The following is a 25,330-nucleotide window of genomic DNA, read 5'->3' as shown; positions in this document are numbered from 1 at the left end:
ATTTGACCACAGTTCCGTATCGACCTGATGCGGTGCAGCATTCAAATTTCACCCGAATAACGCCATGAAACTCCAGCCAGACGCCATTCAGGGGCCCTCCATCAACGAATACGGAACGGGGTGGGTTGCCGTCAACGGCGAAAAGTTCAGCTCCAGCCTGGTCATCAGCGCCGCAGGCCCGCGCTTTGCCTGGAATTGCGCCCATTTTGAAGAGCTGCAAGCCAGCCACTTTGAACTGCTGGCCGAGATGGATGCAGAGCTGATCATTTTTGGCAGCGGTGACCGCATCCGTTTCCCGCAGCCGCAGTGGCTGCAATCGCTTTATGCCCGGCGTATAGGCCTGGAAACGATGGATACGCAAGCCGCCTGCCGGACTTACAACTTTTTGGCCGCCGAAGGGCGCAAAGTGGTTGCGGCGCTTTTGTTGGAGCCCGGGAAGACCCTTGGGGTCTAGGTCGCCCGTTTCAGAGTAAAATCATGGGTTGCAGTCGAGGGTGACGTAACGCTGTCACGTTTCCAGCCCTCTGCTTTGACTGACACATCCAGCACGCGAGACTAAAGTACCATATGGCGATCGTTGTCAACAAACCACTACCCGAATTTGAAGCCAATGCAACAGGTGGCATCAAGGTAAGCAACACCACCCACCTCGGGAAAACCATGGTTTTGTTTTTCTACCCCAAGGACAACACCCCTGGCTGTACAACCGAAGCCATGCAGTTTCGCGACAAGTACAAGGACTTCGTGAAAGCTGGCGCAACTGTTTTTGGCGTTTCGCGCGACAACATGAAGTCCCACGATGAGTTCAAGACCAAACTGGAACTCCCGTTTGAATTGATCGCCGACACGGAAGAAAAAATGTGCCACATGTTTGGCGTGGTCAAGAACAAGATCATGTACGGCAAAAAGGTCAAGGGCATTGAGCGCAGCACTTTCCTGATTGGCACAGACGGTCTGGTGAAGGAAGAATGGCGTGGACTCAAGGTCCCTGGTCATGTGGACGACGTTCTGAAGGCTGTCAAGGGACTCAAGAAAGTCGCCTGACAGGACTGCGTTGTTTTGACGCACGCCGACCCGGCGGTGTCACTTGGCTCATGCATAATGATTCCATGCTGTTGAACATCGCAACCGCGCTCCTACAAAAAGCCGCCTTGGCTCAAGGCGGCTTTTTTGCTTTTGCGATTCCATTCTTTGTGTCCACAGCCCTCCCCATTTCCATTCCACGAGCCTCAACCTATGCCATTGCCCCCCGCACCTACCAAACCCGCTGACCGGCTTTCTCCCAAAGCGTTTGAGGCCATTGCGCGCAGCGCCGTCAGGCCTGCGAGCAAGCCTGAACCGGTCGCATCAATGCAAGCGCCGGCGACCCGTGCTGCCACGGACAAGGCTCCTCTGCGAGAAAACTCCCGGAATTCGATGCCGGCTCTGCTGAAAGAGCCGGTGGCAACGCCAGGTGCGAAGGCTGCAGTTCCCGCCCCCATCAGCGAACCGGCGGCAACCCGGAGCGCGGTGCGCTCGAAGAAGTCGGCGCGAACCGCCGGTCCGACGAAACTGTTTGTTCTCGATACCAATGTGCTGATGCACGACCCAATGTGCCTGTTCCGCTTTGAGGAACACGACATCTATTTGCCCATGATTGTTCTGGAAGAACTCGATGGTCACAAAAAGGGCATGACCGAGGTGGCCCGCAACGCCCGCCAGACGAGCCGGACACTTGACGCACTGGCTGGCACACCGGGAGCGGACATTACCGCCGGATTCCAGCTGGCAAGCACCGGGCACCGCGAAGCACGCGGAAAACTCCTGTTTCAGACCCAGCCGCTCAACTACACCTTGCCCACCAGCCTGCCCCAAGGCAAGGCCGACAACCAGATTCTGGGTGTGGTCGAGGCACTGCGACAGAAATTTGCACCCCGTGAAGTGGTGCTGGTTTCCAAAGACATCAACATGCGCGTCAAGGCACGCGCGCTGGGATTGGCCACCGACGATTACCAGAACGACAAAACCCTCGAAGATGGCGATCTTCTGTATTCTGGCTCTCTTGCGCTGCCATCAGATTTTTGGGCAACCCATGGCCAAGCGGTCGAGAGCTGGCAGCAGGGTCAACACACGTTCTACAAGATTGACGGCCCGGTCGTACCCAGCATGTTGATCAACCAGTTTGTGTACTACGAGTCACCTGGCGAACCCAGCCTGTACGCCCGGGTGACCGAGATCCGGGGCACGACGGCCGTCATCAAGACGCTGCGCGATTTCAACCACCTGAAAAATGCAGTCTGGGGCGTCACCACCCGCAACCGGGAACAAAACTTTGCCATGAATTTGCTCATGGACCCCGAAGTGGACTTTGTGACCCTGACCGGAACGGCGGGTACCGGCAAGACCCTGATGGCACTGGCTGCGGGTCTGACCCAGGTATTGGATGACCGCCGTTACACCGAAATCATCGTGACCCGTGCGACCGTCAGTGTGGGCGAGGACATTGGTTTTCTGCCAGGAACCGAAGAGGAAAAAATGGGCCCCTGGATGGGTGCGCTGGACGACAACCTCGAGGTTCTGAGCAAGACCGACACCAGCTCAGGCGAATGGGGCCGTGCGGCCACCAACGAACTGGTTCGCAGCCGCATCAAGATCAAGAGCATGAACTTCATGCGGGGGCGCACCTTCCTGAACAAGTACGTCATCATTGATGAGGCGCAGAATCTGACACCCAAGCAGATGAAGACTCTGATCACCCGCGCGGGCCCTGGCACCAAGATCATCTGCATGGGCAATCTTGCCCAGATTGATACGCCCTACCTGACTGAAGGCTCGTCCGGCCTGACCTTTGCGGTGGACCGCTTCAAAGGCTGGCCACACGGCGGGCACATCACGCTGGCGCGTGGCGAGCGTTCGCGCTTGGCCGACTTTGCCAGCGAGGTGCTATAGATTAGATAGCTGCTTGCGCAGGTATCACGGGGGCCAAGCACCCATTTGATGTAAAAAAGCCGCACAGTGTGCGGCTTTTTTTCTGTTCATACGCAACCCATCAATAGTCGCCGCCACCGCCACTGGCCAGACTTTCAAACTTCGTGATGTTGCGCAGGAAGGCTAGCTTGACGGTCCCGGTGGGGCCGTTTCGCTGTTTGGCGATGATGACTTCCGCCACACCGGGTTCCTTGCAGGCGTCCTTGGTGTAGTACTCGTCGCGATAAATGAACATGATGATGTCGGCATCCTGCTCGATAGCGCCCGATTCTCGCAAGTCGCTCATCATGGGGCGCTTGTCGGGGCGCTGCTCAACACTTCGGTTTAGCTGCGAAAGAGCAATGACCGGGCATTTCAGCTCTCGGGCCAGCATTTTGAGGCCCCGGGATATTTCGCCAAGCTCGGTGGCCCGGTTCTCGCCGTCGCTCCCGCTGCCGCTCATCAATTGCAGGTAGTCGACAACAATGAGGCCGAGCTGCCCGCACTGGCGCGCCAAGCGTCGTGCATTGGCGCGCAGTTCGCTGGATGTCAGGCCTGCACTCTCGTCGATGTGCAAGGAAATCGTCCGCAACTTTTCAATGGATTCGGAGAGGCGCGGCCACTCCTCATCAGTCAGCTTGCCGGTGCGCAAATGGCCCTGGTCAATGCGGCCAATGGAGCCCACGATACGCACCGCCAACTGCGCGGCGCCCATTTCCATGGAGAACACGGCAACGGGTAAGCCTTCGTTCAAGGCCACATTTTCGGCAATGTTGATAGCCAGCGCCGTTTTCCCCATGGATGGACGTGCGGCCAGGACGATCAGATCACCGGCCTGAAAACCTGCGGTCATGCGGTCCAGGTCATAGAAGCCGGTTGGCACGCCCGTGACGTCATTGGGGTTGTCGGCCATCTCCTGGACCCGGTCGAGCAGCTTGACCACCAGGGAATCCATGGCCTGAAAGCCCTGGTTGTTGCGCTTGCCCTGCTCCCCAATATTGAAAATCTTCTGCTCGGATTCATCCACAATTTCCGAAACAGGCCGGCCCTTGGGATTGAACGCATTGGTGGCAATTTCGTCGCTGGCACTTACCAGTTTGCGCAAAATGGAGCGGTCACGCACGATCTCGGCATAACGGCGGATATTGCTGGCGCTGGGTACATACTGGGCCAGCGAGTTCAGGTACGCGAGGCCGCCGATTTCCTCAGCTCGGCCCTGGTTTTGCATATGCTCAAACACGGTAATCACATCCGCAGGCTTGCTGGCATTGACCAGAACGCCAATCGCGGCATAAATTAACCGATGCTCATAACGGTAAAAATCGCCGTCAGTGAGAATATCACCCACCCTATCCCAGGCGGCATTGTCGAGCAACAGTCCGCCCAGCACGCTGGACTCCCCTTCGATGGAGTGCGGCGGAACGCGAAGCTGGGCAATCTGGCGGTCTGCGCCGTATTCGTCTACGGCAGAAATTACGGCTGACATGGTGTTTTCCTTGAAGCCACCGATGCTACGCGGCCCACGCGCCTGCGTCGAGTGAAAGGCTGGGCATAAGCGGGGATCAACATGTGGGCAAGCTGTGGAAATCAGTGGATAACCGGACCACCAATGAAAAAGCCGCAGGGGGCATGCCCCTACGGCTCATTTTTGGCATTGTGCCGGGAGCCTGAATAATCAGGCGCCGGTGCGAATGTCAAATTTAGGCTGTTTCGCCGTATACGGAGACAGTGATCTCAACCACCACGTCAGTGTGCAGAGCCACGCTGACGGTGCTTTCGCTGACGGTCTTGATAGGACCATTAGGCATGCGGATCTGGGATTTCACGACTTTGTAACCATTTTTGACCAGCTCTTCAGCGATGTCAGCATTGGTTACCGAACCGAACAAACGACCGTCCACGCCAGCCTTTTGAGTCAGCTTGACGGTTGTACCCGCAAGCTTTTCACCCAGCTTTTGCGATTCGGCCAATTTGGCCGCTGCCGCTTTTTCGAGCTCAGCGCGTTTGACTTCGAAAGCAGCCTTGGCAGCTTCAGTGGCGCGACGAGCGCGGCCAGAAGGAATCAGGAAGTTACGTGCGTAACCATCTTTAACCTTGACGATATCGCCGAGGTCACCGAGGTTCACGACCTTGTCGAGCAGAATAATTTGCATGGTCGGACTCCTTAGATCTTGTGCTGGTCGCTGTACGGCAGCATGGCGAGGAAACGCGCACGCTTGATAGCGGTATTGAGCTGGCGCTGGAAAATAGCGCGGGTGCCGGTCAGGCGGGCGGGAATGATCTTGCCGTTTTCAGCAATGAAGTCACGCAGTGTGTCGATGTCCTTGTAGTCGATTTCTTCGACGCCAGTCACCGTGAAGCGGCAAAAGCGCTTGCGCTTGAACAGCAGGTTTTGTGCGGGGCGCTTTGGGCGCTTGTCTTTGTTGAATTTTTTGAACGTGGCCATTAGGGCCTCCTGAAAAAATTAATCTTGCGAAAATTCTTGAATATGAAACACAACGCTTTTGCCATTTCGGGGAGTTGCCAGAAAACCGCTGAATCTCCAGACGCTGCCGATTGCTTGGGTTACAAGCCGCTCGGCCAACGTTCCAAAGGCCACCGCCTTTACTGCTGCCTTTACCTGTCTTGCCTGCCCCGCCTCTTGAAGTTCCGACTCGTGTTCGAGTCTGAGATTCAAGGCCGGCAATCCGGCCGGGGTGTATCGCAGGGTTTCCGCCTCTGCGATACAAGCACTCAAAACAAGCGTATTGGCACGCACTCTCCGTCAGCAAAAATGCCGTCTTAGCCTTGGTACTCGGCCTGTTGGGTCTTACGCGCATCTTCGCGCTCGACCGTCTTCATCATGGAAGAAGGACCGGTATCGGCTTTCTTCTTCGACACGGTGAGGTGGCGCAACACGGCGTCGTTGAACTTGAAGGCGTGCTCCAGTTCAGACATCACAGCCTGGTCGGCTTCGATGTTGACACACAGGTAATGGGCTTTTGCAAGCTTGTTGATCATGTAGACCAGTTGGCGACGGCCCCAGTCTTCCACGCGGTGCACCTTGCCACCGCCAGCGGTGATCATGCCCTTGTAACGCTCCAGCATGGCTGGAACCTGCTCGCTCTGATCCGGATGGATCATGAGAATGATTTCGTAGTGACGCATTGATACTCCTTATGGGTAACCCGTTTTTGGGAACTTTGGGTAAAAAAAACTGCCCTCAGCGTCTAAACGAGGTGCAGCAAGGTGAAGCCCAAGATTATAACCCACTCGAATTTATTGAGGTCGTTTGATCGTCCAGCACCTGACCGGCCCGCGTTACCAGGCTCAGGAAAGCCGTCGTGACAAAGCCCGCGGCAACGCCAAAAACCCCGGCCGACACGGGCTGAATGCCCCACCACAAACCCTCACCCGACAAGCCCAGCGCCAGGCGAACCACCGGAAGATTGATCGCCATGTAATAAATAGTGACACCCAATCCGGCCAGCATTCCGGCTACAGCACCCGCGCGCGTGGTGCGTTTCCAGAAAATACCCAACACCATCGCCGGAACAAACGCGGCACCCGCCAAAGAAAATGACGCAGACACCAGATACAGAATCCCTGCGGGCCTTTGTGCCGCCACATAGGCCGCTATCAGCGCGACCACCAGCAAGGCAAACTTGGACCACATCACCCGACGCATGGCCTGCGCCTTGTTTCCGTCTCCTTCAAAGTAGACGTCATGCGCCACGGCATTGCCAATCGTCAACAACAAGCCATCGGCGGTGCTGAGCGCGGCGGCCAGGCCGCCAGCAGCAACCAGTACGGACACCACATAGGGCAACCCGCCGATTTCAGGCGTCGCCAGCATGACCAGATCGGCACCGATTTTCAGCTCTGCAAACTGGAGGAGGTGATCCCCATTGACATCGGACACCGTCAGCAGTGACGGATCCCGTGCCCACTGAGCAACCCACGAAGGCAGGCTATCGAAGGGCAGACCCACCAGGTGGGCCATCACCTCGTATTTGACCAGTACGGCAAGCGCAGGTGCCGACAAATACAGCAGGGCGATAAAGACCAGCGACCAGGCCACCGAACTACGGGCCTCAGCCACGGTGGGTGTGGTGTAGTACCGGGTCAGCAAATGGGGCAGACCCAGGGTTCCCACCATCAGGCAAAACATCAGGGCCATGAAGTTCAACCGGGAGGTATCAAACGCCTGCCGCTCTTGGGCGGACCCCGACGGATCGCCAGCAAATGGCGTCGCATGCGCCGGCATACCGCCCAGCGGTTTGGACCTCTCCCGGTTCTCCATCATTGCCAGGGTCCAGCGTTCCCGCGCTGAATTGGCATCTTTGGGGACTGCAGCCAGCTCGCGGCGCAAGGCTACAGCCCGGTCGTCGTCAGCTTTCAGTTCGCCCACAGCACGAAGCTGGTTACGCAGCGTCTGGCGCTCGATCTGCAAGGAGCCCTCCACATCCTGCAGCTTTTGCTCAAAAGATCGGGCTCTGCGGGCGTACTCCTCAATCACCTGCTGCTCCTCCGGTGAATCCATCAGGCGCCGCTCCATTTCCGCAATCTTTTGCAGCTGCTGTCCGTACACCAAAGGTGCCAGAGGATTACCAATCTGCTTGTAGGCCAGCCACGACACCGGAATCAAAAACGCCAGGATGATGACAACATACTGCGTAACCTGAGTCCAGGTCACAGCCCGCATTCCTCCTAGAAAGGAGCACACCAACACGCCGCCCAGACCGAGCAGAATTCCAATCTCAAAGTGGACTCCCGTCAGACGGGAAGTGATCAGCCCTACCCCGTAAATCTGTGCCACAACATAGGTAAACGAACACAAGACGGCCGCCAGCGCTGCAATCATGCGGGGCCAGCGGCCGCCAAAGCGCAGAGCGAAATAGTCAGGAACCGTGTAGAGCTTCAAGCGCCGCAGATACGGCGCCACCAGAAGGGCAACAAGACAAAACCCTCCCGTCCACCCCAGTACGTAGGCCAGTCCGCCTGCCTGCGCACCGGTTCCGGAATAGCCCTGCAAATACAGTCCCCCGGCAAGGCTGATGAACGAAGCGGCGCTCATCCAGTCCGCCGCTGTCGCCATACCGTTGTAAAACGCCGGTATGCGCCGGCCAGCGACGTAATACTCGGCCGCGTCAGCGGTGCGGCCAAACACGCCAATCACGGCATAAAGAACGAGGGTTGCAGAAAGAAAAATGCCTGCAACCCATACTTTGGGCAAACCCCTGCGTTCGGCCAACGCCAATGCGAACAAAAAGGCAATGAGGCATATGACATAGAGGGCAAATCGCCTGTGCAGCATGCGTTTATGCATGCCATAGGCGACGGCATCAAATCCAGGCTCCGGCCCCTCCCGCCGGTTTGCTACCCATGCAAAGACCACCACGATACCGATAAAAACAAGCACCGATCCCTGCGCAGCAAACCAGAATCCGACCGGCCAGTTCGCAACGACGAACTGTAGATCGCGGGCAAAAAAAACCACCCCAAAAGACGCAGCAAACCACAGCGCCAGCAGACCTGCATGCAGGCTCCACCGGCGCCGGGTCGCTGCCTGCGTCATTTAGCGGCGAGCTTTTGCCAGGTTGAAATAACGGAATCCGGATTAAGCGAGATGGAGGAAATCCCTTCATCCACCAGCCACTGCGCGAAGTCAGGATGGTCGCTGGGGCCCTGACCGCAAATACCAATGTACTTGCCCTGGCGTTTGCAGGCAGCAATGGCCATGCTGACGAGCGCCTTGACAGCCGGGTCACGTTCGTCAAAGTCGGCGGCCAGCAACTCGAGTCCGGAATCACGATCCAGGCCCAGTGTGAGCTGGGTCAGGTCGTTGGAGCCAATTGAAAAGCCATCGAAATACTCGAGGAACTGATCAGCCAGGATGGCATTGCTGGGTATCTCGCACATCATGATGAGCTTGAGCTCGTTTTCACCACGGCGCAGCCCATGGCGCCCCAGCAATTCGGTCACCTTCTTGGCCTGGCCCAGCGTCCGGACAAATGGCACCATAACCTGAACGTTGTTCAAGCCCATTTCATTGCGCACCCGCTTGAGCGCTTCGCACTCCATCGCAAACGCCTCGCCAAAGTCCGTACTGATGTAACGCGCGGCTCCGCGGAAGCCCAGCATCGGGTTCTCTTCTTCCGGTTCATAGCGGCTACCGCCGATCAATTTGCGGTATTCGTTGCTCTTGAAGTCCGAGAGCCGCACGATGACCGGCTTGGGCCAGAAAGCGGCAGCAATGGTTGCCACACCTTCGGCGACACGGTCCACGTAAAACGCGCGGGGTGAAGCGTGACCACGTGCCACCGACTCCACCGCCTTTTTCAGATCGGCATCCACATTGGGGTAGTCCAGAATGGCCTTGGGGTGCACACCGATGTTGTTGTTGATGATGAACTCCAGCCGGGCCAAGCCCACGCCCTCGTTGGGGAGCTGGCAGAAATCAAATGCCAGCTGCGGGTTGCCCACGTTCATCATGATCTTGACGGGGCTCTCGGGCATGGTGCCGCGCAGAACCTCGGTCACCTCGGTCTCCAGCAATCCGTCGTAGATGAAGCCGGTGTCTCCCTCGGCGCAACTCACGGTCACCAGCATTCCATCCTTGAGCGACTCGGTCGCGTGGCCGCAGCCCACCACCGCCGGAATACCCAACTCACGGGCAATGATCGCCGCGTGGCAGGTGCGCCCACCACGGTTGGTAACGATAGCGGAAGCTCGCTTCATGACGGGTTCCCAGTTGGGATCGGTCATGTCGGTAACGAGAACATCACCGGCCTGCACCTTGTCCATCTCGCTGATGTTGTGCACGATGCGCACGGGGCCTGTGCCAATTTTCTGACCAATGGCACGGCCCTCCACCAGCACGGTGCCTTTGCCCTTGAGCTTGTAGCGGTATTCCGCTTGATTGCCCGCCTGGCTTTTGACCGTTTCGGGTCGGGCCTGGAGGATGTATAGCTGTCCGTCGAATCCGTCCTTGCCCCACTCAATGTCCATGGCCCGGCCGTAATGCTCTTCAATCACCAGCGCATAACGCGCCAGTTGCTCGGCTTCCGCATCGGTCAGGGAATAGCGGTTACGCAACTCCGTTGGCACATCTGTCGTTTTAACCAGCTTGCCACCCACCGCTTTTTCTTCCGATGTGGTGAATTGCATCTGGATCAGCTTGGAACCCAGGCTGCGCCGGATCACGGCGCGTTTGCCCGCACGCAGCATGGGCTTGTGCACATAGAACTCGTCGGGGTTGACGGCGCCCTGCACCACGGTTTCGCCCAGCCCATAGCTGGAGGTAATGAAAACCACGTCCGAGAAGCCCGACTCCGTATCGATGGTGAAAATCACACCCGCGGCCCCCATGTCGGAGCGGACCATGCGCTGGATGCCCGCACTCAACGCCACATGCTCGTGGGCAAAACCCTTGTGCACCCGGTAGCTGATCGCCCGGTCGTTGTACAGGGACGCAAATACCTCGCGAATTTTGTGCAGGATGTCGTCGATGCCGTGCACGTTCAAAAAGGTTTCCTGCTGGCCTGCAAACGATGCATCCGGCAAATCCTCGGCGGTGGCCGAGGACCGCACCGCAAACGTCGCTTCGCGGTTGTCTGCGCTGAGGGTTTCAAAAGAAGAACGGATGCCCTGCTCCAGCTCCGGCGGAAAAGGCTGCGCCTCCACCAGGGCGCGAATTTCCGCGCCCACCTGCGCCAATGCCCGCACGTCTTCCGTGTCCAGTGCCAGCAGTCGGGTTTTAATGGTTTCCGCGAGGCCGCCAAACTTCAGGAATTCCCGAAAGGCATGGGCTGTCGTGGCAAAACCGGTGGGGACCTTCACGCCGGTAGGCAGATGAGAAATCATCTCGCCCAGGCTGGCATTTTTGCCACCGACCGACTCGACGTCGGTCATTCGCAGGTTTTCAAAAGGGACAACCAGATCGGTTGGGCTGAATAGTGTCGACATGGGTAAGCTCCAGAAGTTAAAACTGTTTCGCTGCCCTGCGCCGGAACGAAACCAGTCCGTGCCGCAGCCGCCTGTCTTTTTCCGATTTCTGTTGTTGTTCTGTTGAAACCGGGGCTAAGAGAAAAATGCGCTAAATTGCAGCCATTGTAGGGGCCGCCTGCCGCCTGGCTACAAATCCGCACTTGCATAACACTGACAACTTCTTCGCCCACCCACCATGCACCACCGCACCGTATTTTTTGTGTCTGACGGCACCGGCATCACGGCCGAAACCTTTGGCAATGCCATCCTGGCGCAGTTTGAAGCGAAGGCGCGCCACGTCCGCCTGCCGTTTGTCGACACGGTGGACAAAGCGCATCAGGCGGTACGCCAGATCAACCATACGGCGGTGGTGGACGGCGCCAGACCCATTGTTTTCACCACGCTGGTCAACATGGAGGTCCTGAAGGTGATTCAGGACGGATGCCAGGGCATGCTGCTCGACATGTTTGGCACCTTTGTCCACCCGCTTGAAAACGAGTTCAAGCTCAAGTCCAACCACCGGATCGGCCGCTTCAGCGATGCCAGCAAGAGCAAGGAATACCAGAGCCGTATTGAAGCCATCAATTTTTCGCTGGCCCATGATGACGGCCAGTCCAACCGCGATCTGGAACATTCCGACGTGATCCTGGTGGGTGTCAGCCGCAGCGGCAAGACCCCCACTTCACTGTACCTGGCCATGCAATACGGGCTCAAGGCATCCAACTACCCGCTGATTCCCGAGGATTTTGAGCGTCAGCAGTTACCGCCTGCGCTGGTGCCGCACAAGGCCAAGATCTTTGGTCTCACGATTCAGCCTGAACGTCTGAGCGAAATTCGCAACGAACGGCGACCCAACTCCAAATACGCGTCACTGGAAAATTGCCGTATGGAGATCAGCGAAGCCGAAGCCATGATGCGGCGCACCGGCATTCGCTGGCTGTCTACCACCACCAAGTCGATTGAAGAGATCGCCACCACCATCCTGCAGGAGATCCATCCGGATCGACTGGTTTATTGAGAGGCAACCAGGACGCGTGCTGGTTGGAAAGGAAATTCCTATCTTTGATTAATTTAAATAGGAATGATTCGCATTTGTATGTAGAATAGGCGCTGTTCATTTCCACAACAGCCAGCCAAACCACGCACCGCCCGGCGCGACGTGCATAGCCAGCCAGACAACACCCCTCAAGGTAGATGCCGCTATGCCACACCGCACAAATTACAATTCAAATACGAAGCAAAACCTCAGCCGCCCTGCGCATAGTGCTACAAAAATAATAGCTTCCTCATCGACTACTCCCCGTCCCCTGATGCCCATCGGAGCCATGTTGCTGGCCGGATCCCTGAGTGCAGCGGCGCAGCAACCGCCAGCGGACACCCTTAAAACACTCTCTACCGTGGTGATCACGGAAAAAGCCGAAGCGCCCGAAGACAAAGACGCCTACCGCGCCACCAGCACGTCCATCGGCAAAGGCAAGCAGCAGTTGCGCGACATCCCCCAATCCGTCACCGTAGTCACCGAAAAACTGGTGGACGACCGCAACCTGGATACCCTGAAAGACGTGCTGCACAACACGGCTGGTGTGACGTTTCAGGCGGCCGAAGGGGGTGAAGAAGACATCCGCCTGCGCGGTTTTTCGCTGGCAACCACGGGCGACATCTTTCTGGACGGCGTCCGCGACCCTGCGTTTTACGAGCGCGACACCTTCAACAACGACCGCATTGAATTGCTGCGCGGATCCGCCTCCATGCTGTTTGGCCGCGGCTCCACCGGCGGTGCGGTCAACCAGGTCAGCAAACTGCCACGCGACTCGGATGAGTACGAGGTCACCACCACACTGGGCAGCTACAGCTACCGCCGCGTCACCGGCGACTTCAACATCCAGACCGGCGACGACTCCGCCCTGCGCATCAACGCCATGGCCACCAAGGCAGACAACAATGGCACCGGCAGCAGCCTGGACAAACGCGGCATTGCGGCGGCCTACCGCTTTGGCATCGGTTCATCCGACGAGCTTTTGGTCAGCCTCTACACCCTGGAAAACCACAACGGCATCAACTACGGGATGCCGTGGATCAAGCCCACCTCCACGGCCGCGGCATCCACCTCCACCATCAATAACAAGCTCGACCCCAGCGCCTACTACGGCATGGCGAGCGACTACAACAATAGCAGTGCCAAATTTATAACGGGCAGCCATATTCACCGCTTTGGGGGCGAGACGGAACTCAAAACCGTCATCCGCCAGGGCGTATTCACCCGCGACCAACGTGCAGGCACGGTACGTATGCTTGCCGGCGCCGGTTTGAACAACTTCTCGGACGCCACGGTACTGAACCGGGGCAACAACGCCAAAATTCAGGATTTGAACGCCACCTACGCGCAAAGTGACCTCAGCACCCAATTCACCGCTTGGGGCTTGCAACACGAAGTGCTGGCGGGCATTGATCTGGCACGGGAGGCAAAAAATGTCTACCGCATCAGCGCCGTCACTAAGCCATCCACCACCGCCGGAACGCCCAACGACGGCGCCTGGATCGATGAAAGTGCCCGCACCGCCGGCGTTTCCAGTGCATTCAAGGCTGACAACATGGGCGTCTATGCGCAAGACATGCTGCAAATCGCCCCGAACTGGAAAGTGCTGGGCGGCCTGCGCTTTGACAGCATGCGCGGCACGTTTGACAACGTATTGGCCACGGGTGTGGTCAGCAGCAGCTACAACCAGACCATCGCTAACTGGAGCCAGCGCGTCGGCGTGCTGTACCAGCCCAGCGCGCTGAGTTCTTTCCATTTTTCCTACGGCACCTCGTTCAACACCTCAGCCGATACCTATTCGTACAGCGCCCTGAGTGCCAACACCGACCCCGAGCAAAGCCGCAACGTCGAGTTGGGCGCCAAGCTCGACAGCGTGGACAAGCGTTTCACCACCCGGCTGGCCATTTTTCAATCCACCAAAACCAACGAGCGCAACACCGACCCTGACTCGGCCGCCACAGCCCTGCTGCTCTCGGGAAAACGCCACACCAGCGGCCTGGAGGTCGACCTCTCCGGTCGCCTGACACCGCAATGGGAAATGTATGTTTCCTATATGTGGATGCCCGACGCCGTGATTGACGTGGCAGCTCCCACCGCCACGGCCGGCGAGCGTGAAGGCGAACGCCCCTCACTGACCCCCGTACATACCGGAACGGTGTGGAGCACGTACCAGATCAACAGCCAGTTGCGTCTGGGCGGCGGCATCAATTTCCGCAGCGAGCAGTCTCCCAACCGCAACCCGGGCTTCATGGCGCCTGGTTTTGCCACGGTGGATCTGATAGCCGAGTACAAGTTCAATGACCGCTATGTACTCAAAGGCAACATCGCCAATGTGGCCAACACGCTGTACGCCGACTCGCTCTACACCGGCCACTACGTTCCTGGCTCGGGCCGCAACGTCCAGGCCACGCTGAACGTGAAATTCTAAAAAGCCGTCCGCCCATACGCAACCCCACTGCCACCATCGCCATGCTTCTCACTTTTGCCAACCTGTTAACCCCTGACGAAGTTAGCCATGCCCAGGGCTTGCTGTCCACCGCCCCGTGGTGCGACGGACGCAAAGGTGCAGGCGAACAAGCCAGGCAGGTGAAAAACAACGAGCAACTGGACCACGACTGCGAAGCCGCCAGAACGATTCGCGCCATGGTGCTGCAGGCGCTGGACCGCAGCCCCCTCTTCTTCTCGGCAGCCCTGCCGAAACGGGTATTCCCGCCGCGGCTCAACCGATATGGGGGTGACAGCAATTTCTACGGCAACCACATCGACGGTGCGGTGCGCTACCTGCCCGACACAGGTCAGCGGGTGCGAACCGACGTGTCCTGCACCCTCTTTCTATCGGACCCGGAAACTTACGACGGTGGTGAGCTCTGCATTGCCGACACCTATGGCGAAAAGGCCATCAAGCTGCCTGCAGGCCACATGGTGCTGTACCCCGGGACCAGCCTGCACCAGGTCAAACCGGTCACCCGCGGCTACCGCCAGGCGTGCTTCTTCTGGATCGAGAGCATGGTGCGCAGTGACGAGCAACGCAGGCTGCTGTACGAGCTGGACATGAACCTGCTGGGCCTGCGAACCCGCCACGGTGAAACCGACGAGACCACGGCACTCACCGGCGTGTACCACAACCTGCTGCGCATGTGGGCCGACACCTGAAGCCAACAGCCAGATGCCGCAAACTTACACTATGCCGAACCCCGCTTTAACCCTCACCCGCACGCCTGCCCGCATGAACCGCAATACCTCCATCGTTATCGGCGTGGTGCTGCTGCATGTGGTGGCACTGTGGGCACTGCAAACCGGTCTTCTGCGCCGTGTGACCGAGCTCGTAATACCCGCGGAGATTCTGGTGGAAGTCATGGCACCAAGCCCTCCGGCTGCCATGCCCATCGCGACACCGCCTAAAGCGCCCACCCCGGCAAAGCCCACGCCCGTGGCGCCCGCCGCCTTGAAGGCACCCGTGCCGCTTGCTGCGCCCATGCCGCTGGCCGTGGCAGACCCGGCTCCGGCTCCGTCCAGCGTTGCCCCTGTCACAGCGGCCGCACCCGCCAACCCACCGGTCAACTCCGGGGCCATCAGCACGGCGGGTGTCGCGACACCCGCGTCCACCGGTACTGCCACTGCCCTAACCAAAGTGGAGCCGCCCTCCACGGATGCCGATTACCTGAACAACCCCAAACCGCCCTACCCGCGCCTGAGCAAGCAACTGGGCGAACAAGGCAAGGTGGTGGTGCGTACGCTCATTGGCGTCGACGGCACAGCGCAAAAGGCGGAAATCAAACAGTCCAGCGGCTTTGACCGGCTGGACCAGGCCGCGCTGGCAACCGCGCTGCGTTGGCGCTACGTACCCGGCAAGCGGGCCGGTGTGCCGGAAGCCATGTGGTTCAACGTGCCATTCAGTTTTGTTCTCGAATAGTCACCCAATTTTTTTAGTGGAGTAGTTATGGATTCGCAACTCGGACTTTTCAGTCTCTGGACCCAGGGCGACTGGGTGACACGGTCAGTCGCCCTGATGCTGCTGGCGATGTCGCTGGCCTCGTGGATCGTCATCCTCATCAAGGCGCTGGACATCTTCAAATACAAGGATTCGGGAAAGCGAACGGAAGCGTTCTGGCACAGCGGAGACTTCGCCGATGGCCTGAATCAACTGGGGCCGCAGGATGGAAATCCGTTCGTTCATCTGGCCACGGCTGGCCGCGAAGCCAGCCTGCACCACCAGGATTCCAAGGCACAGCTGTACGACACGCTGGACATCAGTGACTGGATCAGCCGGTCCCTGCGCAACTCGATTGACGACAGTACTGCACGCTTCCAGTCGGGTCTGGCCATACTGGCGTCGGTTGGGTCAACTGCACCCTTTGTCGGCTTGTTCGGCACGGTCTGGGGCATCTACCACGCACTCATGGCGATTGGTGCGTCGGGGCAGTCCACTATCGACAAGGTGGCAGGCCCCATCGGTGAGGCGCTCATCATGACGGCACTGGGTCTGGCCGTCGCCATTCCTGCGGTGCTGGGCTACAACGCCCTGGTACGGGGCAACAAGTCGATCCTGACGCGCCTGAACCGCTTTGCCCACGACCTGCATGCCTACTTCCTGACCGGCGCCCGGGTGGGCAATACCAGTACCGACGGAAAAATCGTCGCCATCAAGAAGGCCTGAAGGAGATAACCATGGCATTTGGAATGCACGACGCGTCCGCTGAAGCGGATACCGAGGTGATGAACGAAATCAACATGACGCCGCTGGTAGACGTGATGCTGGTGCTGCTCATCATCTTCATCATCACCGTGCCGGTCATGAAACAGGCCATCAACGTGGAATTGCCCCAAGCGACCAGCCAGCCGATTGACGCCAAGCCCGAGACCATCCAGCTCAGCGTGGACGCTCAGGGCGCCTATTTCTGGAACCGGAAACGCGTGGCGGAAAGCGAATTACCAGCTTTGCTGCGCGTGGAGGCCGGCAAAAACCCCCAACCCGATTTGCACATTCGCGGGGACAAGGCTGTGCGCTATGAGTTTGTAGCCCAGGCCATGGCAGCCGCCCAACGGGCCGGTTTGCGAAAAATCGGGTTCATCACTGAACCCAAAAAATGAGGGTGTCAACAATGGCTCGCCCGGCCCTGCCGGCCTACCTGAATGCGCAACCGAAAACAGCACAAACGACGCCGGGGGCGGTGCGCCCCGCCGTGTTGCTTTCGGCGGATCTGCTGGGCTCAGGCCAGACCGTCGAAATTGAGCACAACGGCCAACGCTACCGTTTACAGACGACTCGGGCCGGCAAGCTCATTCTGACAAAATAAACGTCAAAAATGCCTGTAGCCCCCGTAGATATTGCGCGAGCAGCTATCAATAAAAGAGCAATTCAGGCGCTTAAGCGCGTATTACAGGCCGATGGCGGCAATGCCGGCCTTGGCAATCTGCGCATCTTCGCTGGACTTCACGCCGCTCACACCGACTGCGCCCAGGCATTGGCCGTCCTTCATGATGGGCACGCCACCTTCGAGCATCCCCTCCAGATTGGGAGCGCTCAGGAACGATGCACGGCCGCCGTTGATCATGTCTTCATACACCTTGCTCTCGCGCCGACCCATGGCCGATGTCCGGGCCTTGCCGGGTGCGATATGGGCAGAAATAGGTGCTGCACCATCCAGGCGCTGGAACCACAGCATGTTGCCACCGTCGTCCACAATGGCAATACTGACGGCCCAGTTGTTCTTCAGCGCTTCGGCTTCCGCTGCGGCTGCAATGGCCTTGATGTCGGAAAATTCGAGGACGGATTTGATTTTCATAGTGTGGTCTCTATCTTGGTAAAACCCCAAGCATACCGTCTGAGGGACGCCCTTTCGTGACCGGGTTTGCACAACAGCCCTGCTAAAAATCGGGCCAATCCGGGCGATTTGCCGCAACCGGGACTTGATAAACCCTAGAATGGCTGCACCTGCGTCAAGCAGACCTATAAGGAGCTAAGACTATGACTGATCGCGTAACCACCATGGGCCAGAGCCTGGGCTATGGCATTTCCACCGAGCAGCGCAACAAAGTGCTGCGCAACACCTACTGGCTTCTCGCCCTGAGCCTCGTGCCGACCGTGCTGGGTGCCTGGGTTGGCGTGGCCACGGGCATTACGCAGTCCCTGAACGGCATTCTGGGTATGGTCGTGTTCCTGGGTGGCGCGTTTGGTTTTATCTACGCCATCGAAAAAACCAAAAACTCCGCTACGGGTGTTCCCGTGCTGCTGGGTTTCACCTTCTTCATGGGCCTGATGTTGTCGCGCATGATTGGCATGGTGCTGGGTTTCAAGAACGGCCCTGACTTGGTCATGACCGCCTTTGGCGGAACCGCTGGTGTATTTCTGGTGATGGCCAGCCTGGCTACGGTCATCAAACGTGACCTCTCCGGCATGGGCAAGTGGCTCTTCGTGGGAGCCATGGTGTTGGTGGTTGGCGGCATCATCAACGCGTTTGTGGGCTCCACCGCGGGCATGATGGCGATCTCGATGGCGGCCATCGGTATCTTCAGCGCCTACATGCTCTACGACATCAAGCAGATCATTGACGGTGGCGAGACCAACTACATCAGCGCCACACTGGCTTTGTACCTGGATCTCATCAACGTGTTCCAGAGCCTGCTGGCACTGCTAGGCATCATGGGTGGCGAGCGCGACTAAACTGACTCGGCATGCAGCGATCCGAGAAAGGGGCCCTGAGGGGCCTTTTTCTTTGCCTGCAAACCCGGTCTTTGTCGCACCATGGACTCAATTCCCGGCAGTATTTGCCGATACAGAACCTAGATATCCCGCACCATCCATGATTTCACGCCTGATCCTTCTCACAATGACCCTGCTACTGGGCGGGTGTGACATCGCGGCCATGCTGGCCGACCCCAAAGTGGCCCAGCGGGAAGCCGACGCCAAAGCCATTGGCAGCGCATGCCGTTACGGCGTGCGCAGCATTGAAGACTGCTACGCGCTCAACGAGAAAGCGTCCAAGGCCGCCGTGTTTGCCGGCTGGAAAGAGATGGACCAGTACATGCGCGACAACAAGATTGACGGCATCCCGCCCACCGGCGTGAAGGCCCCTGGTCCTGCGGAAGAGGTCATTGATGGGCCCAAAGGCGACAAACCTGCCGCGGATGCACCCAAAGAAAAAGGCGGCGCGGAACCCAAAGCCAAAACGTCTGCCAAAGCGCCCGCCAAACCCAAGGCATCTGAGAAGCCCGCTGAATAGCGCCATCTCGGGATACCGGGATGGCAGGCCCGTCTGCCTCAGACTTCCAGGTCAAATACCGCCATGCTTTCCACATGCGCGGTGTGCGGAAACATATTGACCACGCCCGCTGCCGAGCACCGATAGCCGCCCTGCTGCACCAGCACACCCGCATCGCGCGCCAGCGTAGCCGGGTTGCAACTGACATACACGATGCGTTTGGGTGGTGACCAGGCCAACTCGGCCTCGGTGGCAACACCGTCCAGCCGACGCTGGCGCAACGCGGCCAGGGCTTGCACCAGAGAATAGGCGCCTTCTCGGGGGGGGTCCACCAGCCATTTTTGGGCCGCCCCATCGCCCACCAGCATCTCCGGCGTCATTTCAAACAGGTTACGCGCTACAAATGTTGTAGCTGCCAGCGCACGGTTGGCGGGGGCTGCCGCCTGATTCAGCTTCAAATTCTCGCGTGAACGGGCGACCAGCTCCTCAGCACCCTCCACACCCAGCACTTCGCGCGCCTGGGTGGCCAGGGGCAGCGTGAAATTGCCCAGGCCGCAGAACCAGTCGATCACCCGCTCGTCCTTGCCCACGGCCAGCAGCCCCAATGCGCGCGAGACCAGCACCCGGTTGATATGGGGATTGACCTGCGTAAAGTCGGTCGGGCGAAACGGCATGGTGATGCCATAGGCGGGCAGCGCATAGGCCAGCTGAGCGGTCTCATGACCCGGCAACTCGTCAAGCTGGTGCACGGTGTCCAGCCCTTTTGGCTGCAGCCACCACTGCACACCCGGATGGGCCGCCGCAAACTGGCGCAAACGATCCAGATCCGCATCACTCAAGGGCACCAGATGGCGCAGCACCAGGGCGGTTACGTCACCAGCACCGGGGGCGCCCTCCATATCGCCAATGGCCAGCTCAATTTGCGCACAGCCATCCACCGCCTCCAGCGAGGCAATCAAGCCGCGCAATGGCACTAACATGGCGCTGACGTGGGGGGCCAGAACCCGGCATTCCTTCATATCGGCCACATAGCGGCTTTTGCGCTCGTGAAAACCCACCAGCACGGCGCCTTTTTTGCGTACATTGCGCACCGACAGGCGCGCACGGTACCGGTAGCCCCAGGCGGGGCCCTCAATGGCCCGCAAAATATTATCGGGCTTGACTTTGCCGATGTGCCAAAGGTTGTCTTCCATCACCCGCTGCTTGACGGCCACCTGGGCGCCAATGTGCAGGTGCTGCATCTTGCAGCCACCGCAGGCACCTTCGTGCAAACCAAAATGGGGACACTCGGGACGCACGCGCTGCGAGGATTCGCGGTGGATCTCGGTCAGCGTGCCTTTCTCAAAGCTGGCTTTGGAGCGGTGAATCTGGGCGCTCACCACCTCAAAGGGCAATGCACCATCAATAAAAACCACCTTGCCGTCCGGTTTATGGGCCACGCCCTGCGCTTCCAGATCGAGGGATTTCACAACCAGCCAACCCTCGGGCAGCGGCTTTTCAGTCAAATTTGTTTCTGTCATGCCTGAATTGTCTCAGGTACACAGGGGCCGACGGCAGCCCGAGGCCGCTACATCAGCGATTGACGCGTAATGCCGCGCCGTGTGAGGTAGCGTTTGAGCTTGAACAGCGCTTCATTCTGAACCTGGCGCACCCGCTCGCGCGTCAAGCCGAGGCGTGCGCTAATGACGTCCAGGGTCTCGGGATCGCGGTCGTGCAGGCCAAAACGCCCTTCCAGCACTTCACGCTCGCGCGCGGACAGTGTGGTGATCCACTCCTCCAGCAACAGATCCACCTCATGGGCCTGCAGGATGTCTTCGGGGTCCAGCGCCAGCTCATCCACCAGCGTGTCACCCATGGTCTGCTCGTTGTCGCTGCGGTCCAGGGAGGCGTCCAGCGACCGCGGCGCCTCGGCCATGGACAGCAAATCGGCCACGTGACTGGCATCGCGCCCCACCAGTGCAGCGATGTCCTCCACCCGGATTCCTTCTGGGCGCTGGGCCGTCAGGGCAGCATCATTTTCCAGCGCCCGGCGGGCGCGCAGCACTTGCTGCAACTCCCGTACCACGTTCACCGGCAGGCGCACGGCACGGCCCTGGTACATCAGCGCGCGGTCGACCGATTGGCGGATCCACCAGGTGGCGTAGGTCGAAAAACGGAACCCCCGTTCGGGCTCGAATTTGTCGATCGCGTGCATCAGGCCTAGGTTGCCCTCTTCAATCAGGTCCGCAATGGGCACGCCGCGCCCCATATAGCCTTTGGCAATACTCACGACCAGACGCAAGTTGTGCTCGATCATGCTTTGTCGGGCAGCAAAATCGCCCGCCTTGGCGAGGGTGGCCACCTCAAATTCCTGCTCGGGGGTAAATAGCTCGGTACGCCGCACGCCTCGCAGGTACAGGGACAGCGAATCCACCGAGGAATCGACGGAAGAGTCGATCCCGGGGATCTCCGGCACGCGATCGTCCACCGGATGCACTGCTATGAAATCAATAGCTGTCTGCGCAATGTCTTCGGGGGCTAGGGCCCGTTTTTGCTCCAGAAAATTCCCTGCAGACCGCTGGTTGGCAGCGTTGCTGTCAAAACCAGTCGGTCGGGGTTTTCTTGCCATGTGGCCTCTATTTTGAGGGAAGGTATTTCGAAGGATCGACTGGCTTGCCTTGCCTGCGCACCTCAAAGTGCAGCTTGACGCGGTCCGCATCGCTGTTGCCCATCTCGGCTATCTTTTGCCCTTTCTTGACCGATTGGTCTTCCTTTACCAGCAGGGTCTGGTTGTGGGCGTACGCAGTCAGGTAGGTGCTGTTGTGTTTGAGGATGATCAAATTGCCGTAGCCTCGCAGGCCTGCACCGGCATACACCACACGCCCCTCGGCCGCTGCGACCACAGGGTCGCCGGCAGAGCCGCCAATATCCAGGCCCTTGTTTTTGGCTTCATCAAAACCGGCCAACACTGGCCCATTGCCTGGCCAGATCCAGTTAATCTCGTCATCACCACCCGCAGAAGCAGGAGCAGCAGCAACCGTTGGGGCTGGGGCCGCCGCTGGCGTTGCGGACGCGGGGGCCGAAGCGGGCTTGGCCGTCCCAGCTGCAATCGGTGTCGAGGTGACGGAGCTTGTGCTCACCGGCTTGGCAACTGCCACAGATGCCGTGGAAGCCGCAGCAGTCGTGTCATTGGCTACCGGTGGTACCACCCGCAACACCTGACCCACTTCAATCTTGTTGGCGTTCTCGATGCTGTTCCAGCGGGTGATGTCCTTATGGCTTTGGCCAGTTTCAAGGCCGATTCGGATCATGGTATCGCCTGGCTTGACCGTGTAGTAGCCCGGTTTACCCGCATTCTCGAACCCGGGCAGCTGTTTGACTGCCGCCGTGCGGGCATCCATGGCCGCCTTACCCGATACCGAGCCGCGGTCCTCCACCGGGGCGCGGTTGAGCACGGTGGACCCGCACCCAGACAACAAAACACCGACCGCAACACCCGTCAACAACAGACCACGACGCATCAAACCAAACATAAGCACTTCCTTCAAGCAACACCTGATTTTAAAGGGACAAAGTGCACGGCCTCCAATATCGTCTGTCGAACCCCTTGCGGCGTCTTGTCCAGCACCATCAGTGCTTGTGCGCCGCCCTGTGCGCCAGCGGTGACAACGGGCGCTACCAGACGCCCGCCCATGGCCAGCTGATCCACCCAGGCCTGCGGAACCGCTTCCCCGCCCGCTGCAGAGATGATGGCCGCGTACGGCGCGCCCTTGGCGTACCCCTCCATGCCGTCCCCAAACAGCAAATGCAAATTGGGCAAACGCAGATGACGCAGGTTTTCACGTGCCTTGTCATGCAGACCGCGCAGGCGCTCAATGCTGTAGACCTCGGTGGCCAGCAGGCTCAGCACCGCAGCCTGGTAGCCGCAGCCGGTACCAATCTCCAGAATGCGGCCCAGTTTGCCTGGCTGCCCATTGCGCAGCAGCTCGGCCATGCGCGAGACCACCCCCGGCTTGGAAATGGTTTGCCCCAGACCAATGGGCAGGCTGGTGTCTTCATAGGCCTGGTTGACCAGCGCGCTGTCCACAAAGCGGTGGCGCTCGATGGCACCCATGGCGGACAGCACCCGGGAATCGCTCACACCCTGGGCGGCGAGCTTCTGCACCATGCGCAGACGAACGGCGCTGGAGTCCATGCCGACCCCGTGAGGTGCCGCCGGAGCGCTATGGGACGCCTGACGGGGCTTGAGGGGCGCCGAATCCAGCCGCGCCGGAAACGATGGGCGCTGCTTCATGGCTTGGGTGTCTGCGCGCTGGCCGACAGCCGTGAGGCGGTTTGAGCCCAATACCCCAAGTAGTCGTGGTCCGTCAGATCCACCTTGAGCGGCGTCATGGCGATGTGACCTTGCGCCGTAGCGTGGAAATCGGTGCCATCGGCATCGTCCTTGACCGGGCCGGCTGCGCCAATCCAGTACATGGTTTCACCCCGTGGGCTCTGCTGCTGGATCACCTTTTCCGCGGAGTGGCGTTTACCCAGGCGACACAGCTTCAAGCTGCCAATCTCGTCGTAAGGCAAATTAGGGATATTGACATTCAGCAGCCAGGGTGTGGGTGTAATCAGCTGCTGTTGCGCCATCGCTTGCACCAGGTCGCGCACCTTGCGGGCGGCAGAGTCCAGGTGATGCCAGTCCCGGTCGACCTGAGAGAACGCTATGGCCGGAATACCGAACAAAAAGCCCTCCATGGCAGCACCCACGGTGCCGGAATAAATGGTGTCATCGCCCATGTTGGCGCCGTTGTTGATGCCGGACACCACAAGATCAGGCCGGTAGTCCAGCAAGCCCGTCAACGCAATGTGCACGCAATCAGCTGGTGTGCCATTGACATAGCGAAAACCGTTGCTTGCCCGGGTGACATACAACGGTGAATGCAATGTCAGCGCGTTGGATTTCGCGCTGTTGTTCTGCTCTGGCGCAACCACCTCCACTTCCGCCACGTCTTTCAGCGCTTCGTAAAGCGCCACAATGCCGGGCGCCTGGTAACCATCGTCGTTGGATATAAGGATTTTCATAGTCTCTGCAGGTAGCTGTTCATTGTAGGGGGGCGCAACAAGCGCACACATCCGAAGGGTTGGTCACCCCAGAGACAAATTGCACGGGCGCATGGCCCTATGATTTGCCTACATTTTTTGGAGACTCCCATGCATGCCTGGCTTTGTGAAAACCCCACCGGCGTTGACGCCCTGAACTGGAAAGAACTACCGACACCCCAGCCTAAAGCGGGCGAAGTGCTGATTGAAATCAAAGCCGCCAGCCTGAACTTCCCTGACCTGCTGATTGTGCAAAACAAGTACCAGATGAAGCCTGCGTTGCCTTTTGTTCCGGGATCGGAATACGCAGGCGTGGTACAGGCGGTCGGCGAAGGCGTTACCCATCTCAAGGTGGGCCAACCTGTCGCCTGCCTCAGCGGCACCGGGGGCTTTGGCACCCACACGCTGGCACCGGCTGCGCTGTGCATGCCGCTTCCGCCCGGATTCCCGATGGTCGACGCGGCCGCCTTCATCATGATTTACGCCACGTCCCACCATGCGTTGGTAGACCGGGCGCAGCTCAAAGCGGGAGAGACTGTGCTGGTGCTCGGCGCTGCCGGCGGGGTGGGCACATCCGCCATTCAGATAGCCAAAGCCATGGGTGCGCGGGTGATTGCGGCCGCTTCCACACAGGAAAAGTGTGATCTGTGCAAATCCATTGGCGCGGATGCCGCCATCAACTACACCACCGAAAATCTCCGCGAGGCGGTCAAGGCGCTCACCGATGGCAAAGGTCCGGACGTGATTTACGACCCGGTGGGTGGCGACTTCGCCGAGCCTGCGTTCCGCTCCATTGCCTGGCGTGGCCGTTATCTGGTGGTGGGATTTGCCTCAGGCCCCATCCCGGCGCTGCCTTTCAATCTGGCGCTGCTCAAGGGCGCATCCATCGTCGGCGTGTTCTGGGGCGACTTTGCCAAGCGCGAACCCAAAGCCAATGCGGCCATGATGATGGAGCTGGCGCAGTGGTACGGCCAAGGCAAGATCAAGCCCGTGATTGACCGGACCATGCCGATGGCGGAACTCAAGGCCGCCTTCGCCCACATGGGCTCGCGGGGCGTCATGGGCAAACTGGTCATGGTCAACGAATAGACTTGGGGTTCTTTACTGGAAC

Annotated in this window: 26 protein-coding genes; 13 read left to right on the top strand and 13 right to left on the bottom strand. The window is 59.1% G+C overall.

The window, feature by feature from the left end:
* The first annotated feature begins 64 nt into the window (after positions 1-64).
* The 3 genes from AC097W_RS04930 (at position 65) to AC097W_RS04920 (ending at position 2,928) form a co-directional block, all read left to right on the top strand.
* On the top strand, positions 65-454 hold the full coding sequence (locus AC097W_RS04930) for an Mth938-like domain-containing protein (protein ID WP_479601183.1): 390 nt from the start codon (positions 65-67) through the stop codon (positions 452-454).
* A gap of 113 nt (positions 455-567) precedes the next feature.
* The gene (locus tag AC097W_RS04925) at positions 568-1,044 is read left to right on the top strand and encodes a peroxiredoxin (RefSeq protein WP_479601182.1); all 477 of its coding nucleotides are present in this window, start codon (positions 568-570) and stop codon (positions 1,042-1,044) included.
* Positions 1,045-1,236: 192 nt separating this feature from the next.
* Complete coding sequence (locus tag AC097W_RS04920; RefSeq protein WP_479601181.1) at positions 1,237-2,928, top strand: PhoH family protein; 1,692 nt, start codon at positions 1,237-1,239, stop codon at positions 2,926-2,928.
* A 100-nt stretch (positions 2,929-3,028) separates the two neighbouring features.
* Here AC097W_RS04920 and dnaB read toward each other — a convergent pair whose 3' ends face one another.
* The 7 genes from dnaB to ppsA form a co-directional block, all read right to left on the bottom strand.
* Positions 3,029-4,432, bottom strand: a complete 1,404-nt coding sequence (gene dnaB / locus AC097W_RS04915) for a replicative DNA helicase (protein ID WP_479601180.1) — start codon at positions 4,430-4,432, stop codon at positions 3,029-3,031.
* A gap of 214 nt (positions 4,433-4,646) precedes the next feature.
* Entirely contained in the window at positions 4,647-5,099 is a 453-nt protein-coding gene (gene rplI, locus AC097W_RS04910) for a 50S ribosomal protein L9 (protein WP_479601179.1), read from the bottom strand.
* 11 nt (positions 5,100-5,110) lie between these two features.
* On the bottom strand, positions 5,111-5,392 hold the full coding sequence (rpsR, locus tag AC097W_RS04905; RefSeq protein ID WP_142810912.1) for a 30S ribosomal protein S18: 282 nt from the start codon (positions 5,390-5,392) through the stop codon (positions 5,111-5,113).
* An 18-nt stretch (positions 5,393-5,410) separates the two neighbouring features.
* Positions 5,411-5,704 (bottom strand): primosomal replication protein N, encoded by a 294-nt coding sequence (priB, locus tag AC097W_RS04900; RefSeq protein WP_479601178.1) that lies wholly within the window; start codon positions 5,702-5,704, stop codon positions 5,411-5,413.
* A 23-nt stretch (positions 5,705-5,727) separates the two neighbouring features.
* The gene (gene rpsF, locus AC097W_RS04895) at positions 5,728-6,093 is read right to left on the bottom strand and encodes a 30S ribosomal protein S6 (protein ID WP_479601177.1); all 366 of its coding nucleotides are present in this window, start codon (positions 6,091-6,093) and stop codon (positions 5,728-5,730) included.
* Between the two features lie 94 nt (positions 6,094-6,187).
* Entirely contained in the window at positions 6,188-8,503 is a 2,316-nt protein-coding gene (locus AC097W_RS04890; RefSeq protein WP_479601176.1) for a VC_2705 family sodium/solute symporter, read from the bottom strand.
* On the bottom strand, positions 8,500-10,893 hold the full coding sequence (ppsA, locus tag AC097W_RS04885) for a phosphoenolpyruvate synthase (protein WP_479601175.1): 2,394 nt from the start codon (positions 10,891-10,893) through the stop codon (positions 8,500-8,502). Before ppsA ends, AC097W_RS04890 begins: the two co-directional genes overlap by 4 nt.
* Before the next feature lie 217 nt (positions 10,894-11,110).
* Between ppsA and ppsR the strand changes: the two genes are divergently transcribed.
* From ppsR to hemP, 7 genes are all read left to right on the top strand, one after another.
* Entirely contained in the window at positions 11,111-11,932 is an 822-nt protein-coding gene (gene ppsR / locus AC097W_RS04880; RefSeq protein ID WP_479601174.1) for a posphoenolpyruvate synthetase regulatory kinase/phosphorylase PpsR, read from the top strand.
* Positions 11,933-12,224: 292 nt separating this feature from the next.
* Positions 12,225-14,378, top strand: coding sequence for a TonB-dependent receptor (locus AC097W_RS04875; RefSeq protein ID WP_479601173.1), 2,154 nt, complete (start codon positions 12,225-12,227; stop codon positions 14,376-14,378).
* A 41-nt stretch (positions 14,379-14,419) separates the two neighbouring features.
* The gene (locus AC097W_RS04870; protein WP_479601172.1) at positions 14,420-15,103 is read left to right on the top strand and encodes a Fe2+-dependent dioxygenase; all 684 of its coding nucleotides are present in this window, start codon (positions 14,420-14,422) and stop codon (positions 15,101-15,103) included.
* Between the two features lie 31 nt (positions 15,104-15,134).
* Positions 15,135-15,863 (top strand): energy transducer TonB, encoded by a 729-nt coding sequence (locus AC097W_RS04865; RefSeq protein WP_479601171.1) that lies wholly within the window; start codon positions 15,135-15,137, stop codon positions 15,861-15,863.
* A 27-nt stretch (positions 15,864-15,890) separates the two neighbouring features.
* Complete coding sequence (locus tag AC097W_RS04860; RefSeq protein WP_479601170.1) at positions 15,891-16,607, top strand: MotA/TolQ/ExbB proton channel family protein; 717 nt, start codon at positions 15,891-15,893, stop codon at positions 16,605-16,607.
* 11 nt (positions 16,608-16,618) lie between these two features.
* Positions 16,619-17,041: an ExbD/TolR family protein gene (locus tag AC097W_RS04855; protein ID WP_479601169.1), complete on the top strand. Its 423-nt coding sequence runs from the start codon at positions 16,619-16,621 to the stop codon at positions 17,039-17,041.
* Complete coding sequence (hemP, locus tag AC097W_RS04850; RefSeq protein WP_479601168.1) at positions 17,038-17,247, top strand: hemin uptake protein HemP; 210 nt, start codon at positions 17,038-17,040, stop codon at positions 17,245-17,247. Before AC097W_RS04855 ends, hemP begins: the two co-directional genes overlap by 4 nt.
* Before the next feature lie 81 nt (positions 17,248-17,328).
* Here the strand turns inward: hemP and AC097W_RS04845 are convergent, their stop codons facing one another.
* A complete protein-coding gene (locus AC097W_RS04845; protein ID WP_479601167.1) occupies positions 17,329-17,736 on the bottom strand; it encodes a GlcG/HbpS family heme-binding protein in 408 nt (135 codons plus the stop codon).
* 182 nt (positions 17,737-17,918) lie between these two features.
* Between AC097W_RS04845 and AC097W_RS04840 the strand changes: the two genes are divergently transcribed.
* The gene (locus AC097W_RS04840) at positions 17,919-18,614 is read left to right on the top strand and encodes a Bax inhibitor-1/YccA family protein (protein ID WP_479601166.1); all 696 of its coding nucleotides are present in this window, start codon (positions 17,919-17,921) and stop codon (positions 18,612-18,614) included.
* 166 nt (positions 18,615-18,780) lie between these two features.
* On the top strand, positions 18,781-19,173 hold the full coding sequence (locus AC097W_RS04835; RefSeq protein WP_479601165.1) for a hypothetical protein: 393 nt from the start codon (positions 18,781-18,783) through the stop codon (positions 19,171-19,173).
* 38 nt (positions 19,174-19,211) lie between these two features.
* On the opposite strand, the gene rlmD is transcribed toward AC097W_RS04835, so the two are convergent.
* The 5 genes from rlmD to surE are packed head-to-tail and all read right to left on the bottom strand — an operon-like array spanning position 19,212 to position 24,201.
* Complete coding sequence (gene rlmD / locus AC097W_RS04830; protein ID WP_479601164.1) at positions 19,212-20,672, bottom strand: 23S rRNA (uracil(1939)-C(5))-methyltransferase RlmD; 1,461 nt, start codon at positions 20,670-20,672, stop codon at positions 19,212-19,214.
* A gap of 47 nt (positions 20,673-20,719) precedes the next feature.
* The gene (locus tag AC097W_RS04825) at positions 20,720-21,760 is read right to left on the bottom strand and encodes a sigma-70 family RNA polymerase sigma factor (protein ID WP_479601163.1); all 1,041 of its coding nucleotides are present in this window, start codon (positions 21,758-21,760) and stop codon (positions 20,720-20,722) included.
* A gap of 7 nt (positions 21,761-21,767) precedes the next feature.
* Entirely contained in the window at positions 21,768-22,664 is an 897-nt protein-coding gene (locus tag AC097W_RS04820) for a peptidoglycan DD-metalloendopeptidase family protein (protein WP_479601162.1), read from the bottom strand.
* A gap of 11 nt (positions 22,665-22,675) precedes the next feature.
* Positions 22,676-23,425, bottom strand: a complete 750-nt coding sequence (locus AC097W_RS04815; RefSeq protein WP_479601161.1) for a protein-L-isoaspartate(D-aspartate) O-methyltransferase — start codon at positions 23,423-23,425, stop codon at positions 22,676-22,678.
* Complete coding sequence (gene surE, locus AC097W_RS04810) at positions 23,422-24,201, bottom strand: 5'/3'-nucleotidase SurE (RefSeq protein ID WP_479601160.1); 780 nt, start codon at positions 24,199-24,201, stop codon at positions 23,422-23,424. The genes AC097W_RS04815 and surE overlap by 4 nt, the downstream gene beginning before the upstream one ends.
* A gap of 129 nt (positions 24,202-24,330) precedes the next feature.
* Here surE and AC097W_RS04805 point away from each other — a divergent pair, with 129 nt between their 5' ends.
* Positions 24,331-25,308: an NADPH:quinone oxidoreductase family protein gene (locus tag AC097W_RS04805; RefSeq protein ID WP_479601159.1), complete on the top strand. Its 978-nt coding sequence runs from the start codon at positions 24,331-24,333 to the stop codon at positions 25,306-25,308.
* Positions 25,309-25,330 lie beyond the last annotated feature (22 nt).

The sequence above is a fragment of the Rhodoferax sp. GT1R46 genome, from assembly GCF_056521285.1.
The sequence above is the reverse complement of the archived record's forward strand: the minus strand, read 5'-3'. Positions and strand labels throughout refer to the sequence as shown.

Bases quoted from the DNA above. Each gene is read 5' to 3' on its own strand.
- AC097W_RS04930 (WP_479601183.1), top strand. From the start codon at position 65: ATGAAACTCCAGCCAGACGCCATTCAGGGGCCCTCCATCAACGAATAC.
- AC097W_RS04925 (WP_479601182.1), top strand. From the start codon at position 568: ATGGCGATCGTTGTCAACAAACCACTACCCGAATTTGAAGCCAATGCA.
- AC097W_RS04920 (WP_479601181.1), top strand. From the start codon at position 1,237: ATGCCATTGCCCCCCGCACCTACCAAACCCGCTGACCGGCTTTCTCCC.
- dnaB (WP_479601180.1), bottom strand. From the start codon at position 4,432: ATGTCAGCCGTAATTTCTGCCGTAGACGAATACGGCGCAGACCGCCAG.
- rplI (WP_479601179.1), bottom strand. From the start codon at position 5,099: ATGCAAATTATTCTGCTCGACAAGGTCGTGAACCTCGGTGACCTCGGC.
- rpsR (WP_142810912.1), bottom strand. From the start codon at position 5,392: ATGGCCACGTTCAAAAAATTCAACAAAGACAAGCGCCCAAAGCGCCCC.
- rpsF (WP_479601177.1), bottom strand. From the start codon at position 6,093: ATGCGTCACTACGAAATCATTCTCATGATCCATCCGGATCAGAGCGAG.
- AC097W_RS04890 (WP_479601176.1), bottom strand. From the start codon at position 8,503: ATGACGCAGGCAGCGACCCGGCGCCGGTGGAGCCTGCATGCAGGTCTG.
- ppsA (WP_479601175.1), bottom strand. From the start codon at position 10,893: ATGTCGACACTATTCAGCCCAACCGATCTGGTTGTCCCTTTTGAAAAC.
- ppsR (WP_479601174.1), top strand. From the start codon at position 11,111: ATGCACCACCGCACCGTATTTTTTGTGTCTGACGGCACCGGCATCACG.
- AC097W_RS04875 (WP_479601173.1), top strand. From the start codon at position 12,225: ATGCCCATCGGAGCCATGTTGCTGGCCGGATCCCTGAGTGCAGCGGCG.
- AC097W_RS04870 (WP_479601172.1), top strand. From the start codon at position 14,420: ATGCTTCTCACTTTTGCCAACCTGTTAACCCCTGACGAAGTTAGCCAT.
- AC097W_RS04865 (WP_479601171.1), top strand. From the start codon at position 15,135: ATGCCGAACCCCGCTTTAACCCTCACCCGCACGCCTGCCCGCATGAAC.
- AC097W_RS04860 (WP_479601170.1), top strand. From the start codon at position 15,891: ATGGATTCGCAACTCGGACTTTTCAGTCTCTGGACCCAGGGCGACTGG.
- AC097W_RS04855 (WP_479601169.1), top strand. From the start codon at position 16,619: ATGGCATTTGGAATGCACGACGCGTCCGCTGAAGCGGATACCGAGGTG.
- hemP (WP_479601168.1), top strand. From the start codon at position 17,038: ATGAGGGTGTCAACAATGGCTCGCCCGGCCCTGCCGGCCTACCTGAAT.
- AC097W_RS04845 (WP_479601167.1), bottom strand. From the start codon at position 17,736: ATGAAAATCAAATCCGTCCTCGAATTTTCCGACATCAAGGCCATTGCA.
- AC097W_RS04840 (WP_479601166.1), top strand. From the start codon at position 17,919: ATGACTGATCGCGTAACCACCATGGGCCAGAGCCTGGGCTATGGCATT.
- AC097W_RS04835 (WP_479601165.1), top strand. From the start codon at position 18,781: ATGACCCTGCTACTGGGCGGGTGTGACATCGCGGCCATGCTGGCCGAC.
- rlmD (WP_479601164.1), bottom strand. From the start codon at position 20,672: ATGACAGAAACAAATTTGACTGAAAAGCCGCTGCCCGAGGGTTGGCTG.
- AC097W_RS04825 (WP_479601163.1), bottom strand. From the start codon at position 21,760: ATGGCAAGAAAACCCCGACCGACTGGTTTTGACAGCAACGCTGCCAAC.
- AC097W_RS04820 (WP_479601162.1), bottom strand. From the start codon at position 22,664: ATGTTTGGTTTGATGCGTCGTGGTCTGTTGTTGACGGGTGTTGCGGTC.
- AC097W_RS04815 (WP_479601161.1), bottom strand. From the start codon at position 23,425: ATGAAGCAGCGCCCATCGTTTCCGGCGCGGCTGGATTCGGCGCCCCTC.
- surE (WP_479601160.1), bottom strand. From the start codon at position 24,201: ATGAAAATCCTTATATCCAACGACGATGGTTACCAGGCGCCCGGCATT.
- AC097W_RS04805 (WP_479601159.1), top strand. From the start codon at position 24,331: ATGCATGCCTGGCTTTGTGAAAACCCCACCGGCGTTGACGCCCTGAAC.